The sequence below is a fragment of the Bdellovibrio sp. SKB1291214 genome (assembly GCF_002209355.2).
Taxonomy (GTDB): Bacteria; Bdellovibrionota; Bdellovibrionia; order Bdellovibrionales; family Bdellovibrionaceae; genus Bdellovibrio.
Genome location: NZ_CP106855.1, coordinates 3,183,732 through 3,198,935, shown reverse-complemented (window position 1 = coordinate 3,198,935; position 15,204 = coordinate 3,183,732). Strand labels below are relative to the sequence as shown.

Here is a 15,204-nt window from a genome sequence, read left to right as displayed (position 1 = left end):
ATCTCCAGTGAAGAATTTGATGTTGATTCCATTGCTGATCTTGTTGATGCCGCAAGCGTTTGCGGCTCGCTACATCGTTATGATGAAGGATCAGCTTCCTGTGTTTGGGAACTCTCCCTCTTTTGAGCGAGACATCGATGGGACGATTGAATCACGCTTATTGCAGATTAATTCCTATATCATTCATTCCGATAGCGAAGCAGACTTTGAACGCCTGAAACAAAATCCAGACGTGGGCTATGTCGAAAAAGATCAAATCATTCCCTATCAGATGGAAGTTCCACTTTATCTTGATAAGTCCAAAGGCAAATCTCCGGTGGTTGAAGCTCCTGTTGCAGGAATTCCTTGGGGAGTAGGCGCCATCCACGCGCAGGCCGCATGGCCAGCTTCTGAACAAGGCCAGGGAGCTCGCGTTTTATTGATCGACAGTGGCTTGGATAAAAATCATCCCTATTTAAAAGACAGTTTCGAAAAAGGTCGCGACTTCACCGGAGAAAGTGATGGCAGTGACATCACCGATATTCGTGGTCATGGAACGCATGTCGCTGGAATAATTTCTGGCAAACAAGATGTGAATGGTTTTTCGGGTGTTGCTCCGAAAGCAAAAATCTTAATGGCCCGTGCGTGTTTTGAAAAAGGTTGCTCAACCGCTGCAATCGTATCTGCTATTAATTGGGGAGTTTCACAAAAAGTCGATGTGATGAATATCTCTATTTCAGGAATTTCTTCAACCCCCGCCCAAGATGAAGCGATCAAGCGTGCCGACAAAGCGGGAGTTTCGGTTGTTGCATCCAGCGGAAACTGGGGATCCAACCGTGTTTTCTTTCCTGCAGCTTTACCAACAGTCATCGCTGTGGGGGCAGTGGACCCCCGCTTGGTGCGTGCGACATTTTCACAGTACGGACCCGAGCTTTCGGTGGTAGCCCCTGGCGTGGATGTTTATTCGACATTCCCTTTGTCGCGGGGAAAATCGTATTCCGTCCTTTTTGATTTCTTAAATGGCTCTTCGGTAAAGTTTTTAGCAAGCACATTTGGTGGGACGCGCGAGGTTCGTGGATCTTTAAAAGGTGAGCTGGTTGATTGCGGTGAAGGTGACACGCCTGGGGATTTTGCTCGTAAGAATATCAAAGGTGGTTTTGCCTTGGTTCGTCGGGGTTCTGGCAAATTCATGAATAAAATCAATAACGCAATCAAAGCGGGGGCCGCCGCTATAATTTTTGTGAACAATCGTCCCGGACTTGAAGTGGGTCGCTTCACGGAAGAAGGCAAGACTCTGCCAATCTCGATTTTTATGATCGAAAAGAAAAATGCCACGGCCATTCAGGAACGTGTTTCCCGCGGTGAAAGGGTTTTAGCAACGCTCCAAGCAGGCACGACGGGTTTCCAAGTGATGAGTGGTACCAGCATGGCAGCGCCTCACGTAACGGGTGTTGTGGCCCTTATGAAGGCTGCTAATAAAAAGCTTAAATCCACTGAGATCAAAAAGATCTTGATGCGAACAGCATCGGCACCGGCAGGGGAGAATTCTAAAAACGAGTATGGGGCAGGATTGCTTAATGCAGAAAATGCTGTCAGAGCAGCAACTGGAATTCGCTGGATGAGTGAGCCTGGAATTATGGCTCACTCGGATTCGTTTTAATTATTTAAATTTATCTACAGGAACGCCTTTACCCAGGTACTTTTGTAAAAGCTGTTCGTACTCTGGGGAGGCTTTGAGGGCCGTCATGCCACGCTCAAACTTGTCGCGAAGCTCGATAGCCTCAGGTTGAGTTTTTGAAAGCTGCATATAAATAGGTTCGTTCGTCAAATCAATCACCGGGACGATGACATCTTTCAGTTCTGGATGATGATTCAGATAGTAATACAAAACCATTTCATCAATCGCAGCGAATTTCACTCGACCTGATTCCACCAGCTTAAGGGACGTCATGTCGTTGACGGTGTAATAGCGCAAAATGCGCGTGTTATCGTCAAATTCTTTGCCAAAGGTAAAGCCACTTGGGAGTGCCACCGTTTTGTATTCAAGGTCAGAAACTTTTTTAAATTTTCTGATAGACTCTTTGATTTTACGTTTGCTTGCCACTATCAGGCCACGAGAGCGGAACAAATACGATGTTGGAAAAACGTATTTCGCTGCCAACTCTTCGTTTTTAGCCGTGTTAGCGCAGGCGATTTCTTTGCCATCGGGTTCGGTCAAAGCCATGCAACGCAAATAAGGGACTTGTTGGATTTGAACTTCAGCGCCTTCGATGCGCATGGCAGCCTTGATGAGATCAATGGAAAGCCCAGCAGGTTGTCCGTCTTTCACATAGGCATAGGGAGGCCAATTATCTTCCATAAGAACGCGGAACACTTTTTTGGCGTGCACGGGCATCGCAAAGAAAAGCGCGAAGGCTAAAAGTATTCCTGGTTTTTTGACATCCAACATGTTTGCCAATCTATGATAAGCATCCCTAAATGTGCTAATTACTGTTCTGCAAAGGTAAAAAAGTCATCACCCTGAAAACCCATGGAAATCCTGTCCGGCTTCCTTCTGCTAGAATTCTGATTGCAGAGGTGTCGCGCTAACAGGCCAGCTGCTTTTTAAAGCCACGGGACGTCCTTTAAAGGCCAAGATTCCAAAGGTTCCGTAGTGAGTCAGACGCGAGGCCCACTCTTCCGGGTCACTGCCGGAACTCCAACGCACCCACGCCAAGGTTTGGCCTTTACGACCTTTTAAGCCCATGACCAGAGCGGTGCTCGTATCTTTTAAATCAAAAATTTGATCCTGAATGGTGATGGTCTGATTTGTCAGTTCGAATTTTTGATCTTGAAGTTGCGCTCTCACAAACTCAGCAAATGCGGGGGCGTCTCCCACAAAGACCAACGCTCCTTCATCCGAAAGGGGAGCACCGTCTTCGATATATTGTGAGGTTGTACGACCTTCGATTTTTCCACTCCAAACTTTAATGAAACCTTCAGCACCTTTGTGACCCCGCTCAGAATAAAAATGAACCAAAGGGGAGCCAAAAATCTGAGACAAAGTGGCAGGTCGTTCCTCGGAGTAAAGCTTTCGGAAAACCAGAAAGTCTGGATCAACGGAAATTTTCAATGGACGTTGCGACGTCATAAGGACTGTGGGCTGACGAGAACTATTTAATTTAATTTTTAAACGAATCTCTTGAGAGTTTTCAAAAGTTAAAACCACCGGAACATCTAAGTCATAAACCGGAGTTTGCAACTGGCGAAGTTCGAATGCGACATTATATCTTCCATCGGTCCAACCCATCACCCGCGCATCACTCAAAGCAATTTCTGGTGCCCCTGTGCGGTTCACCCATTGCGCAAAGAAACCACTTAAATCATGCCCCGTGACTTTTTCAAAACTTGTTTGGATGTCCACGAAGCTGGCTTGCTGAAACTGGTGGGATGAATAAAAATGGCTCAAAGATTTATCCACCAGGGCTTTTCCAAATTTATGTTCCAACATCGTGAAAAGCATCATGGTTTTACCATAACCCACGGCTTGAGTGCTGGAGCTGTGACGACCGCGAAAATCCTTTAAAGCAAAATCTTTATCCGGATTGGTTGCGACGAAGTCGGAATAGTTCATCAAAACATTCATTCGATATTCGCGTGCGGTGCCTGACTTTTCAGCTTGCCAGTAATCCGCCATATAAGTCGTAAGACCTTCGCTCCAGTTACCGGATTCATAATTTACATAGACGCTGTTGCCCCACCAGTTGTGCAAAATCTCGTGAGGTAGCGATGTTGTCAGAATAAAAGGTAAGCGGATCACCGAAGGCCCCAGTAACGTAAAGCCGGGCATTCCGTAACCAGACTCCCACATATTTTCAACAACGCTAAAGGAGGAGTAAGGGTAAGCTCCCAAAATTTCTGAATAATGGCGGATGTATTCGGGAATCAGTGACAGATAGCTTTGTGCCAGTGCGGAATCATCTTTACGAAGAAAGACCTGGTAGAGTTTTCCATCGTTAGCCGTTAAACTATAAATCTTGAAAGCCGCAGCGATTAAATACATGTCTTGCTGGGGATAGATTTCATTATAGCGAGTGATCGTAAAGTCTGGACCTGCCTCAAGTTTCGCTACTTGTCCTTGCATCAGCGCACGCCAAGAGCTGGGCGCTTTTACAGTCGCATCAAAGCTGATCATTTGACCTAAGAATTTGGGATACCAATAGGTTTCGCCAAATAATGCAGCTCCTTCGTTAGATATCAAACCCGAAATCACTCCACCGTACGCAAGAGTCGCAATCTCATTTCCTTCACCCAAAGTGAGACCATACTCCGTGAACGTTTCATCGCCAGAAGCCGCATGTAAAACTGTTAAAGTATCATCAGCGCTTAATACGGCTACGCTTAGATCCTTGTGTAAAAGAAAACTGATTTTGCGGGGAGTATCTTTCGGAAAGCGAAGCGTGTCTACGACTTTGATGGATTTCAAGCCCGGAATTAATTCGACATTCATGTTGTGCTGAATGGTCTGAGAGTGTGCATTCAAGGAAACTAAAAGAAAAAACAAGAGCCCCACAACCAGAAGCAACTTTTGCAACGCTTGGGATTTGGACGTAACCATGGATTTAACCTCGTGAAGGAGGCTGTTTGTACGCCTGAAGATTTAGGTCGTCAAAGGGGATTTCAGCTTATCACCGAGCGGCTTGGTCGCATCGAACAGAAAATGAATCTTGTCCCATTTTTCACAAGTGGGAGATTCAATATAAAGAGATTCCCCTGTCCAGGGGTGCGTGAACTCGATGCTGCGAGCTTTCAGACATAAACCCGCGATTCCCAAGTCATTTCTGAAAAAACGATTATGGTGGGAATCGCCGTGATAGGCATCGCCAAGCAAGGGGTGAGAGATACGGTTGAAATGGCGACGGATCTGATGATAACGGCCGGAGTGGGGCTTAACCTCCACCAGCGAGTAGCGAGCCACCGGAAATTTTTTCCCAACGGCGACGGGAATTTCGATGGTGGCCTTACGTTCAAAGGAAGTGTGTGCATCAACCAGGTCGCCCGTAGAGTCCAATTCCAGCGGCACCTTGATATCCCCCTTTTCGGGGATATATCCACGGGCCACCGCCCAGTAGGTTTTTTTAGGGGATCGTTCTGCAAACATTTTGCAAAGCACACTTGCCGCCGATGAAGACAGGGCAAACAACAACACGCCACTGGTTGCAGCATCCAGTCTGTGCACTGGAAATACGTGTTGCTTCATCATATTACGAACCAAGTACAAACAGATTTTATCGCGAGGAATTTTGTATTGCGAATCCTCGGGTGGATGCACGTGAAAACCTGATGGCTTATCAACCGCGATAAAATGTTCGTCTTGGAAAAGAATCTTCATGATGTGCCAAACTAGGGGTCTGGCCTGCTTTTGTCCAGGAATCCCTTTGATCATTCGCAAAACTTTCCAAAAAATTGGTTCTTCCCCAAGGGATCGACCATCCTTAAAAAAAGGGGAGATTTTATGAAGGCGAAGAAAGTCCTATTCGTGGCGACGAACTGCTCAAAATTAGGAAATACGGGGCATCGCACCGGGGCCTTCTTGTCTGAGCTGACCCATCCTTATGACGAAATCTCGGGGGCTGGCTATCAGATTGATATTGCCAGCCCCCGAGGTGGCGAAATTCCTTTGGACGGTGTGAAGATGGATGATCCCGTCAACGCCGTGTGGATGAATGACGAGGATTTTTTGGAAAAGATCGCAAACAGTTTGTCGGCAGATCAACTGAATGCCGATGATTACTGCGCGATCTATTATGCTGGCGGGCATGGTGCCATGTTTGATCTTGCCGATAACAAAAAACTTCAAGAAATCACCAAAGAAATTTGGGAAAATGATGGCATCGTATCCGCAGTTTGCCACGGAACTGTTGGGCTGGTGAACGTTCGAAGTTCTGATGGACAGTATTTGATCAAAGATCACGAAGTCGCAGCCTTTAGCAATTCAGAAGAGGAAGCCGTGGGGATGGAAGACGTGGTCCCTTTCCTTTTACAAGACAAAATCATTTCAAGAGGAGCGCATTACACCCATGCCTCAAAATTTGCTCCTCACGTCGTTAAAAGTGGTCGATTGGTCACAGGACAAAACCCGGCTTCCGCTATGGGCGTTGGTCAAAGTATTGTCGAGGTTCTCGAATTCATCTCTGAGGGTCGTAGCGTGCCTGCCATGAACTGGTGTGAATGGCACTCCCATCCCTAACTCGTAAAAATTCGGCAGCTGCAACTTCCGTAGGCGCAGCTGCCTGATGCCCTGCAACTCCGCGACACGCCATCGTGGCTCAGCCGTGGCTCGCCTGCGGCGAGTTCGCGCCATCGTGGCGCCCACGGAGGTCGCTGCTTTTCAAGCCACCACACAGCTGCGCCTTCGGAAGCTGCAACTGTCTAATTTCTTGGTGCGTAAGGTATTTATTCGGAGGGAAGGAAGTACCTTTTTAAGGTATTTCTTGGTGCGTACGGTATTTATTCGGGCGGGATAAAGTACCTTTTTAGTACTTTTTCGGTGGGGGCTTTGCCCAGGGGGGAGAAGCCGCCGTTGATTGTGGTGTCGCTGTCATCATCCAGCAAGACCTGCCAGATGCCGATGCTGTTCATCCAAGGCGTTTTGTCATTCCAGAGTGACATTAGCAATGCATCCCAAGCGGCAGCTTGGTGCTGATAGTTGATGGGTGTCTGACCGTCTTCGTATAAATAGGGTGATACGAAACATTTTTCGACGCTGCGATAGCCGACTTCCTGAATCGCTAGCGGTTTTTCAGTCGCCGCGGCCTTGTTGATTTGTGCCAAGGCATTTTGCAAATTGCTAGCGTATTGGAAGGAAAAGGGATTCAGTACTTTTATGAGTTCATCGTAAGAATCTGGATAAGTTGCATCTGATGTGCCCAAAGCTCGATAATAATCAAGTCCCACGAAATCGAGGGATCGCCACAACTGTCGCAGGTCTTGCTGATGGCGGATTTCTTTTTCTGAGCGAGCTTTGAAGGTCATATCGTGACGCCATTGCTCGAACTCGCCACCCCAGGTGCGAACCCCGTTTTCTAAAACATATTGATCCGTGTAGTTTGCACCATAAGTGATTTTCACTTGAGGTCCCATCAGGTCTCGGGCTCTTGTCACGAACTGAATCCATAAATCGGGGCGACCAAAACGTCGTGGGCGGTTGCGGCTGCCTAAGCCCGAGGTCAACGAATGCATTTCAGCCCCAATTGAATACCACACAGCTCCTGTACGCGCGGCGATTTTCATATAGCGGGAATGGTAATCAAAAAAACTGCGAAACCATTCTTCGGGGTCTGAAGGATTGATCACTCCATGCCACCATAAAACACCGTTGGCATCTTCGTAAGGAAATTCTCCATGGGGACCTACCACTAATAATATGGGCCGAAAAGCTACCTGCAAACCCAGCGAATGCGCATAGTGAATTGTGGCTTCCAGGTGGTATTCCTCCTCACGCTGCTGATCGGCGGGGACCACGGAAGTCACTTCATTAGTAATTCCACCGATCATTCTACTGCGAAAATTGAATATGACAGTGGTCACCCCTAAATCTTTGATCTTGCGTAAAAGACGCTGCACTCGTAGCCCTTGTTCGCTGTTATCCACCCGAAATCCGGTAGGCCAGTAGGTAATAATATTAACCGCTGATTCCCGTGAAAGAGCTGCACGGCAAGGGATTCCCATCATCAGAAAAATCGCAAGCAGCAGGAGTGTTTTCATGATTTCATTCTTAGTGTTTTCAATAACAATTCAAGCAGACTGCCAACAGAGGAGTGTGACTCCACAGGTTTTTGGGGTGTAAAAACTGGCTCTCAGTCTGTCTTTTTTCCGAATGAAAACGATTCTTTTTGCACAAACAACAGAATGAATTTCACAGTTCCCGAAATTCGCCGAAGGACATCGTTGATGATCGTTGAATTTCATAGTTCAAGATTACTTTAGATCCTAAAAAAGTCGCTGAAAAGTGGCTAATTTTTATCAGTGAAAACCGACGAAATTCCAGTGAATTCAGCTTGAATATATGAAGTCGAACAACTGAAATGGAGATCTCTTAGTCAAAACACCCCCCATGAAAAAAAGTTCTCCAGTATCAAGTTGAGATTGCAAGAGTTTTTTATCGTTTAACTGTCATTTGTGCGTGAAAATTGTCGATAAGGCCTGGGGGGGCGAAATGCGATTCTTACTTTTACCACTTATTATACTAGGAATGGGAATAGGGACTAACTCTGCGAACGCGCAAGTTAAACCCGTTCTTACAGCCGCAGATCCTTCCGCAATGGAACTGAAAGCCAGAAAAATTTATGAACGTTTAACAGGAACAAAACTTCCTGCTGACAGTCCGGTAGTTGCGCAGATGGTGACGTTGTTAAATAAAGGGGATGTTGAAGGTGCCGCAAAAATCGCGACAGCTGATGACAACTTCCTGAATATCACGGTGAAGTTGTGGGCGTTGAAGCTTTCGACACGTGATGAAACAATTAAGACTGAGCTTAATGACATGGTTGCAGCCTATATTGGGGTAACGCGTGACGGTCTCGATGCTCGTCAATTGTTGCAAGGTAACTTCTATTACAGGGGTAATACGAATCTTACGGGTATTCGTGGTGATCTCGTACCTGACTTGCTGATATCAAATAATCACTATATCGATTTAGAAACTAATCGTGTGAATTTGGCAAAAAACCTGGTGCGAGTCGATGGACAACGAATTGCTACAAGTGCCACCACTTCGGTAGCGAATCCTGACCCAGCAGGAGTGATTACTCTTCGTGCTTTCATGAGTGCCCATGCGTTAATGGGTACAAACCGTCGTTTGGTTGAGTATACTTTCCGTGAGTTTATGTGCGTGCCTTTGAATGAATGGGCAGACACGGGTGGCGCAGATATGCGTATTGGTCGCGATATCGACCGTTTCCCAGGTGGTGATCATAATAAGTTCCTTACTTCCTGTAAGGGTTGCCACACGGTGATGGACGGTTTCCGTGGTGCTTTCGCGAAGTGGGACGTAGCTGATACTCCACTTGGAATTAAGCATTCGGATGTGAACACTCGTGCAGGTAGTTCTGGTGATTATCAAATCGCCGTGAACACCACAACGGGTGTGGTTATAAAAATGAATCGTAACAACACGGTATTTCCATCTGGATATGTTACGACAGATGACTCATTTGTGAATAATGCGATTCGCGAAAAAAATGCAAATTTCTTTGAATGGCGCGGCAATGCCTTAAGCGGTAATGGAGCAAAGGGTTTCGCAACCGTCGTGTCTAACTCTCGCCGCTTTAGTCAGTGTATGGCGAAACAAGTTTATGAGACTGTGTGCAGAAAATCTTTCGACGCGACTACGAACGCGGACTTGCTAAAAACTTGGGGCGTGGAGTTCGAGAACAGCAGCTACAAAATCAAATCGCTCTTTGAAAAGATCGCTGCTAAACCTGGTTGCTTGGATTAATTGGAGGGGCTCATGAATAAGAAAACAGTTAAATTTTTATTTTATGTTCTGCCTTCAATGTTTTTGATTACAGTCAGTTTTAATAACTGTGGTCGTTACGGTGATTTGGAGGGTTCTTCAGACCTGTCTTCTACAAGTTCAAGCTCCACTCCGGCTGAAGTGACTGACTCTGAAGCATTGGGTATACCATATGCTTTGTTATCCGCAGAACAAACGTTTGCTTCTATGCTGAGAGTTTCAAACGTAACGACGGTAAGTCCTGCGCTTGCAGCGGAATATGACAACCGTTATGGCGCTTTGGCAGCGGGTAATGACTTGAGTATGGCAAACCCACCGTTAATGTTGGGTGCTACAAGTCTGGCGGGCGAAGTTTGTAACTCCGTTCTTACAACTGAAAAAGCACAGGCGGCAGCTTCACGCGCCTTTTTTGGTAGTGTGAATTTTGCGACTGGCGTTTCATCAGTGACAGACGCTCAGTTCAATTCGAGTGTACGTGGTATGGCCCGTTCATATTGGGGACGCAATGAAACGGCGGAGGAATTGGCTCTCTTGAATACGTTCAAATCTGAATTTATCACAGCTTTAGCGGCGAATGCTCGCACGCAAGCTGCGTCGACTAGCAATTTAATGCTAGCGACATGTTCAGCGATGCTTTCCAGCTTCGATGCGCTTTCATACTAGTTTGTTATTTATTTTGATTTTTTTGTTCTCTGGGGGAGAATATGGCAAAAGATAAAAAAGAGATCCCATTTTGGGCAGCAACAGGACATAAAAAGCCAGTCACTCGCCGCGATTTCCTTTCTGCGGGTATCATTCCTTTCGCAGCAAACGTATTCGTACCCAACTGGGTCTCTTTGATGCTTGGGAATAACGCTCAAGCAGCAGACTGTCCGGTGCCTGCGTCGTTGATTCCAATGGTGACCGTTAGTTTGAGCGGTGGCGCTGCCATGGCTGCTAATTACGTCCCTCAGAATGCTGCTCGTCAGCCTATAGCAACTTATTCCAAATTGGGACTTGGGAATAATCAAGTTCCAATAGAACGTGCCTTTGGTAATTCACCGTGGGCTGGCAATGGTATTAGTAAATTCCTTGCAGGAATTAAGGCAGGCGCCAACGCCACAACGATGGCCAAGACTGCATTTATTGGATTTTGCGTGGACTCTCAGAATGATACTAACCAGAATAAATTTGACGTTTCTGGTGCCGTTACAAAAGCGGGGCTTGTTGGTGCGAATATCCCTAACATGGGAAACCGTAATACGCGCACAGGCATGAATCAGGCTGCTGGTTTTGCTCCGCCTCCGGCACCTCTCGTAGTTAAAAATTACAGTTCTCTTCTGACGTCTATCGGTTACAGTGCGTCGATAGGAACCGCTTTGAATGCCTCTCAGAAAAACTCGCTTGTGAAATTAATGAGTAATCTGACGGAGTCACAGACTCGTAAGATTGCCTCCCTTGACGGTGGTTCAACAGTAAAAACCGTTTTGGACTGCGCAGGCATCAAGAATGTTGACGTTCTTGCGGCAGGTGCATCGGTTGTTGATCCTCGTTCGAACACGACATTTGCAAATGTTTGGGGAATCAACGCGAATACTGCAAATACCAATCGTGAATTGCTGTTTGGTTCGATGCTATACAATACGCTTCTTGGTCAAGCGGGTGCTGCAAACATCGAATTGGGTGGTTATGATTACCACGATGGCACACGTACTTCAGGGGACCGAAGAGATCTTGATGCGGGAACTGAAGTAGGTCGTATGCTACAAAGCGCGGCTGTACTTGGTAAGCCTCTGATGATCATGGTTGTTTCCGACGGCTCTGTGTACAGTGATGCCTCTGAAGCACGGGACGCAGGTTGGGCAGGTGACCGTGGTCATGGTGTTGCCTATTTATTTTATTTCGATCCGAAAGGCCGTCCAGCAGTCAGCGACTACCAAGTGGGTCAGTTCAATGATAATCAGGCTTCCGACCCCAAGTTTGTGACAGGCTCAAATCCAGAGCTTGTTGCCGCAGCAGTATTTGCAAACTGGTGTCAGGCGAATAAACGTATGGACCTGTTCGATAAAGTTGGCGGTCGTATCTTAGATACGTCACAATTGGCTCAAGTGATCAAGGTCGCTTAGGCTCGGCGATTCGGGGTTCTAACGTATTTGTATGTGTTTGTGTTTGGGGGAATGAGTGGGAAGCTCAAAGATTGTTCAAAAAGTTCTATGGGCCGTTGGCGCGGTCATTACAGTTGTTGCCTTTAACAACTGTGGTGAAGGTTTCACAATGGCTAACATGAGTGTCTCGGGTGGAAGTGTTGAATTTTCCACTGCCGCGGGCGAAAGTTGCGAAGAGGCGATCGTAAAGGTCTACGCTTCCACATTCCATCCGTTTCTTACGCAAACTTGTGGTGGATGTCACGTCGCAGGTGGTGTGGGTTTAGGAGTTTTCGGTAGTACAGATTTGATAAGTTCTTATACAGCATTTGCTTCTGTAGGTGCATCTAAGATTTCTTCTCAAGCTGTGAACGCTTCACATAAGCCACCAAACACCGGTCCTGCAAATCAAGCTCGCATCACCGAGATCAACTCTTACTGGGGTGCAGCTCAAGATAAATATGCGGCATGTTTGGTTGATTCAGGAGCAACCGCTCCAACTAAAGCGGTTAAATCGGCTTCAGTGAAAGTACCGGCAAATTTAGCGACGACAACAGCTTTCCAAACTATGACATTTGATTTGGCTGCGGCGACTCCGACAGCTCCGTTGACGGCCACTATTGATATCCGTCGTTACATCTTGAACGGTACGACATATGGTTACGAATTTAGAAATCCGACTTTGCGTTTAAAAAATACTTCGTCAGGAAGCTATCAAGTACAAAACGTCAGCGTTTATATCAACGATACGAAAGCTGAAGAATTGACGACTTACCAAAACGTGAACGCAATCATCTCCACGACGACAGCGACAAATTTGTCTGCGAACACGGCGAATTCAATCGTGGTAATGACTCCAAATGCAAACGATGTGATCGCAATCAAGTATGAGAACTTGATTTCAACGACGGCGACGTCTCCATCAGCGACTCCAACAGCGACGGCGACTGCCACGGCGACTCCAACGAATGTGACATATTCACAGTTGATTGCAGTCGGTGGCGTGTTTGCAAATAGCTGTGTAAGTTGTCATAGCTCAAGTAATGCTCGTGGCGGCTTGGATTTGACAAAATATGCGAATGCAAAAACAGCAGCCGCAAATATCCAAGCGCGTATGAACAATGCCAATAACCCGATGCCAACAAGTGGTATTCTGTCTGAAGCACAGCGTACGTTGGTGGATGTATGGGTCGCTAACGGTGCTCCTCAGTAAGGAGCGCCGCAAAAAACTCAGTTCATTTGTAAGCTTTTGATTTGCGCCTCATTCGCTGGACCCATAGACTTAAAAACTAATTGAGAGTCTAGTCCATCAAATGAGGTTGCAGCGTGATTTTACTTCTTCCGATATTGCTTCTTGCAGGAATATTAGTTCCTGAAGCCAGCCAAGCGTATCCCGACTTTATTTCTTACGGATACAACACATGCATAACTTGTCACTACAACGGCCAAGGTAACGGCGCTTTGACTGATTATGGTCGCGCCTTGTTTACGACAGAAATCGCTTCTCGCGCGATTTTCAATGACAAGCTTCAAGAGGACGAGATCGCCGCAAAATCTGGATTCTTGGGTTCAACTCAACTTCCTTGGTGGGTGCGCCCTGGTATTAAATACCGCGGTCTTTACTTTCAAAACAATCCGGCGAATCCAGCAGCGGTTAACAAATATGTGACGATGCAAGCGGATGCCAACGTCGCAATTCAGTTCGATCGAAGCGCTAAGTACCTTCTGATGTTGTCGGGCGGTTACCAGCCAACACCAGCCTCGCGTGCTAATATCAATGATCCTGACAATAAAAACTTTATTTCCCGCGAACATTATTTCCGCTGGCAGGTGAATAAGAAATTCTACACCTATGTGGGCTTGATGGATAAGGTCTTCGGTATTCGCACTGCCGACCATACATCCTACAGCCGCTCGGTCACAGATGTGGCGCAAAATGACCAATCTACGGGTGTGATCACGCAGTACTATGCGGATGGCTGGGAAATCACCGGCAATTTGTTCGTAGGGAATTTGCTTCAAGAGGACGCGGATATTCGCCAAAAAGGTTTGTCCGTGATGATGGAGTTCGACGTTGCGGATAAAAATCGTCTGGGCTTTGCAGTAATGCAGTCAAAAAATGAATACGTCGAAAAAACGCGTTTAGAATTCCACCAAAAATTGGGGTTTGATAAGGGCGACAGTTTGCTGACTGAAATTGGTTTTGTAAAAGACAGCCCGTTGTCAGCGCCAAGTGATAAAGTCGGGGGCTACTTGATGCTGCAAAATTTGATCGGTATCACTCGAGGTTATAATATTCTAAGTCAGATTGAATATTACAATGCCACGTTGTCATCAGATTCTACGGACATGTTCCGATGGTCTTTCGGATTGTTGATGTTCCCCATGCCACGCGTGGAATTCCGTGCGGGTTTCGTCAATGGACGTAATATTAACGACACGACTGTGAATCCAGATTCTTGGATGTTGCAATCTCAACTGCACTTGTCATTGTAGGAGGCGGACATGAAACAACTGTTCATCATTTCTTCGATCGTTTTATTGTCCCTTTCAGGCTTTGCTCAAAAAAAGGCAAATACGACAGCAGCATCCAAACCGTCCAGAACGGCTCCGCTGGAACGTTGGTTATTGACGGGTGAGGCGAACACTTGGGTCGAGAAATTGGCCGTCAACAATACTTCCGGTGGCTCCCAAGAATCTAAAGCTTCCTATTGGGGCTTCGGCGTGGGGCTTGAAAAAAACTTTTATTATCCTAAATGGGGATGGGGAGTTGGTGGAGGTTTGGCTTCGGGCACCGCCGTGGGCGGCGATGCCAATACGGGGCTTAAATACTTCCAAGCTCGCGTGCCGTGGATGGCCCTTCGTGTGACGCCAAGAGTGTTCTGGCGTTTGGGTGCCAAGGTAGATTTTGGTTTTGATCTATCAACATACTACAAAAATTCGGAGTGGCCGACAGATGCAAACGGGCAGACGGCGACATCGGGATCTAAATTAATCACGGGCGGATTCGCCGATCTTCGTGCACGCATCGGGAATTCGTTTGAATACATTCAAAGTTTCGGGATGGTATACAAAGACGAAACGATGTACTGGCGGATCGGTCTTGCCTATCGCATGTAGTTTCGCGTTCACTTACGACGAAACAAAAAAGGCCTGGTTCCCCAGGCCTTTTTTTATTGAATATTTAAAATCCAAGTTTCTAAAGTCTGCAGTTCCGTGGCAGACAAGTTGGCTCCGCCCACTGGCATGTTCCCGGGAATGCCGGTGCTATTGCCTGTGATTTTAGTGTAAAGCTGAGAACCCGTCAGGCTTCCTGCGGTTACAAGGCCTAAGGAAATAAATTGGGCTTCAGAGATATTCCCCCAAGAAGCATGGGATGCTTGAGTATGGCATGTCGCACATTTGTCCCGAAGGATGGCTTGGGCCGCCTGAAAGGCAGGGGTCCCGCCGCCACCGTCACCGTAAATATCAGCATCGTAGCTGGAGGAGTTATAGGCTTTCCCACAGCTCAATGGAGCCAGTAGGGCCAGGCCTAATACTGCCGATAGAACTAGTTTTGTCATGGTTCGTAGTCGCATATCTCAATTAAGCCACGCCAATTGAGAA

At 46.8% G+C, this 15,204-nt stretch carries 13 protein-coding genes; 8 read left to right on the top strand and 5 right to left on the bottom strand.

The features are described from left to right. Nucleotides 1-7 precede the first annotated feature (7 nt). Nucleotides 8-1,639 (top strand): S8 family serine peptidase, encoded by a 1,632-nt coding sequence (locus B9G69_RS15770; RefSeq protein WP_141096865.1) that lies wholly within the window; start codon nt 8-10, stop codon nt 1,637-1,639. Here the strand turns inward: B9G69_RS15770 and B9G69_RS15765 are convergent, their stop codons facing one another. The 3 genes from B9G69_RS15765 to B9G69_RS15755 form a co-directional block, all read right to left on the bottom strand. Then, a complete protein-coding gene (locus B9G69_RS15765) occupies nt 1,640-2,428 on the bottom strand; it encodes a substrate-binding periplasmic protein (protein ID WP_254916736.1) in 789 nt (262 codons plus the stop codon). A gap of 108 nt (nt 2,429-2,536) precedes the next feature. Next, on the bottom strand, nt 2,537-4,576 hold the full coding sequence (locus tag B9G69_RS15760) for a M1 family metallopeptidase (RefSeq protein ID WP_088614306.1): 2,040 nt from the start codon (nt 4,574-4,576) through the stop codon (nt 2,537-2,539). A gap of 42 nt (nt 4,577-4,618) precedes the next feature. After that, the gene (locus B9G69_RS15755) at nt 4,619-5,350 is read right to left on the bottom strand and encodes a pseudouridine synthase (RefSeq protein ID WP_088617056.1); all 732 of its coding nucleotides are present in this window, start codon (nt 5,348-5,350) and stop codon (nt 4,619-4,621) included. Nucleotides 5,351-5,473: 123 nt separating this feature from the next. Here B9G69_RS15755 and B9G69_RS15750 point away from each other — a divergent pair, with 123 nt between their 5' ends. Beyond that, nucleotides 5,474-6,208, top strand: coding sequence for a type 1 glutamine amidotransferase domain-containing protein (locus tag B9G69_RS15750; protein WP_088614307.1), 735 nt, complete (start codon nt 5,474-5,476; stop codon nt 6,206-6,208). Nucleotides 6,209-6,468: 260 nt separating this feature from the next. Here the strand turns inward: B9G69_RS15750 and B9G69_RS15745 are convergent, their stop codons facing one another. Beyond that, nucleotides 6,469-7,725, bottom strand: a complete 1,257-nt coding sequence (locus tag B9G69_RS15745) for a glycoside hydrolase family 113 (protein WP_088614308.1) — start codon at nt 7,723-7,725, stop codon at nt 6,469-6,471. A 451-nt stretch (nt 7,726-8,176) separates the two neighbouring features. On the opposite strand from B9G69_RS15745, the gene B9G69_RS15740 reads away from it, so the two are divergent. The 6 genes from B9G69_RS15740 to B9G69_RS15715 all read left to right on the top strand — a co-directional run bounded on the left by B9G69_RS15740 (nt 8,177) and on the right by B9G69_RS15715 (nt 14,718). Then, entirely contained in the window at nt 8,177-9,457 is a 1,281-nt protein-coding gene (locus B9G69_RS15740) for a hypothetical protein (protein ID WP_141096866.1), read from the top strand. A 12-nt stretch (nt 9,458-9,469) separates the two neighbouring features. Beyond that, nucleotides 9,470-10,138 carry a hypothetical protein gene (locus B9G69_RS15735; RefSeq protein WP_088614310.1) on the top strand — a complete coding sequence of 223 codons (669 nt, stop codon included), beginning with the start codon at nt 9,470-9,472 and terminating at the stop codon, nt 10,136-10,138. Between the two features lie 41 nt (nt 10,139-10,179). Then, nucleotides 10,180-11,580, top strand: coding sequence for a hypothetical protein (locus B9G69_RS15730; RefSeq protein ID WP_265437829.1), 1,401 nt, complete (start codon nt 10,180-10,182; stop codon nt 11,578-11,580). A gap of 55 nt (nt 11,581-11,635) precedes the next feature. Continuing rightward, the gene (locus B9G69_RS15725; RefSeq protein WP_088614312.1) at nt 11,636-12,811 is read left to right on the top strand and encodes a hypothetical protein; all 1,176 of its coding nucleotides are present in this window, start codon (nt 11,636-11,638) and stop codon (nt 12,809-12,811) included. A gap of 113 nt (nt 12,812-12,924) precedes the next feature. Then, a complete protein-coding gene (locus B9G69_RS15720; protein WP_265437828.1) occupies nt 12,925-14,094 on the top strand; it encodes a hypothetical protein in 1,170 nt (389 codons plus the stop codon). A 9-nt stretch (nt 14,095-14,103) separates the two neighbouring features. Continuing rightward, complete coding sequence (locus B9G69_RS15715) at nt 14,104-14,718, top strand: hypothetical protein (protein WP_088614314.1); 615 nt, start codon at nt 14,104-14,106, stop codon at nt 14,716-14,718. Between the two features lie 53 nt (nt 14,719-14,771). On the opposite strand, the gene B9G69_RS15710 is transcribed toward B9G69_RS15715, so the two are convergent. Continuing rightward, the gene (locus tag B9G69_RS15710; RefSeq protein WP_088614315.1) at nt 14,772-15,161 is read right to left on the bottom strand and encodes a hypothetical protein; all 390 of its coding nucleotides are present in this window, start codon (nt 15,159-15,161) and stop codon (nt 14,772-14,774) included. Nucleotides 15,162-15,204: the final 43 nt, after the last annotated feature.

Bases quoted from the DNA above. Each gene is read 5' to 3' on its own strand.
- B9G69_RS15745 (WP_088614308.1), bottom strand. From the start codon at position 7,725: ATGAAAACACTCCTGCTGCTTGCGATTTTTCTGATGATGGGAATCCCT.
- B9G69_RS15735 (WP_088614310.1), top strand. From the start codon at position 9,470: ATGAATAAGAAAACAGTTAAATTTTTATTTTATGTTCTGCCTTCAATG.
- B9G69_RS15740 (WP_141096866.1), top strand. From the start codon at position 8,177: ATGCGATTCTTACTTTTACCACTTATTATACTAGGAATGGGAATAGGG.
- B9G69_RS15715 (WP_088614314.1), top strand. From the start codon at position 14,104: ATGAAACAACTGTTCATCATTTCTTCGATCGTTTTATTGTCCCTTTCA.
- B9G69_RS15750 (WP_088614307.1), top strand. From the start codon at position 5,474: ATGAAGGCGAAGAAAGTCCTATTCGTGGCGACGAACTGCTCAAAATTA.
- B9G69_RS15710 (WP_088614315.1), bottom strand. From the start codon at position 15,161: ATGACAAAACTAGTTCTATCGGCAGTATTAGGCCTGGCCCTACTGGCT.
- B9G69_RS15755 (WP_088617056.1), bottom strand. From the start codon at position 5,350: ATGAAGATTCTTTTCCAAGACGAACATTTTATCGCGGTTGATAAGCCA.
- B9G69_RS15765 (WP_254916736.1), bottom strand. From the start codon at position 2,428: ATGTTGGATGTCAAAAAACCAGGAATACTTTTAGCCTTCGCGCTTTTC.
- B9G69_RS15730 (WP_265437829.1), top strand. From the start codon at position 10,180: ATGGCAAAAGATAAAAAAGAGATCCCATTTTGGGCAGCAACAGGACAT.
- B9G69_RS15760 (WP_088614306.1), bottom strand. From the start codon at position 4,576: ATGGTTACGTCCAAATCCCAAGCGTTGCAAAAGTTGCTTCTGGTTGTG.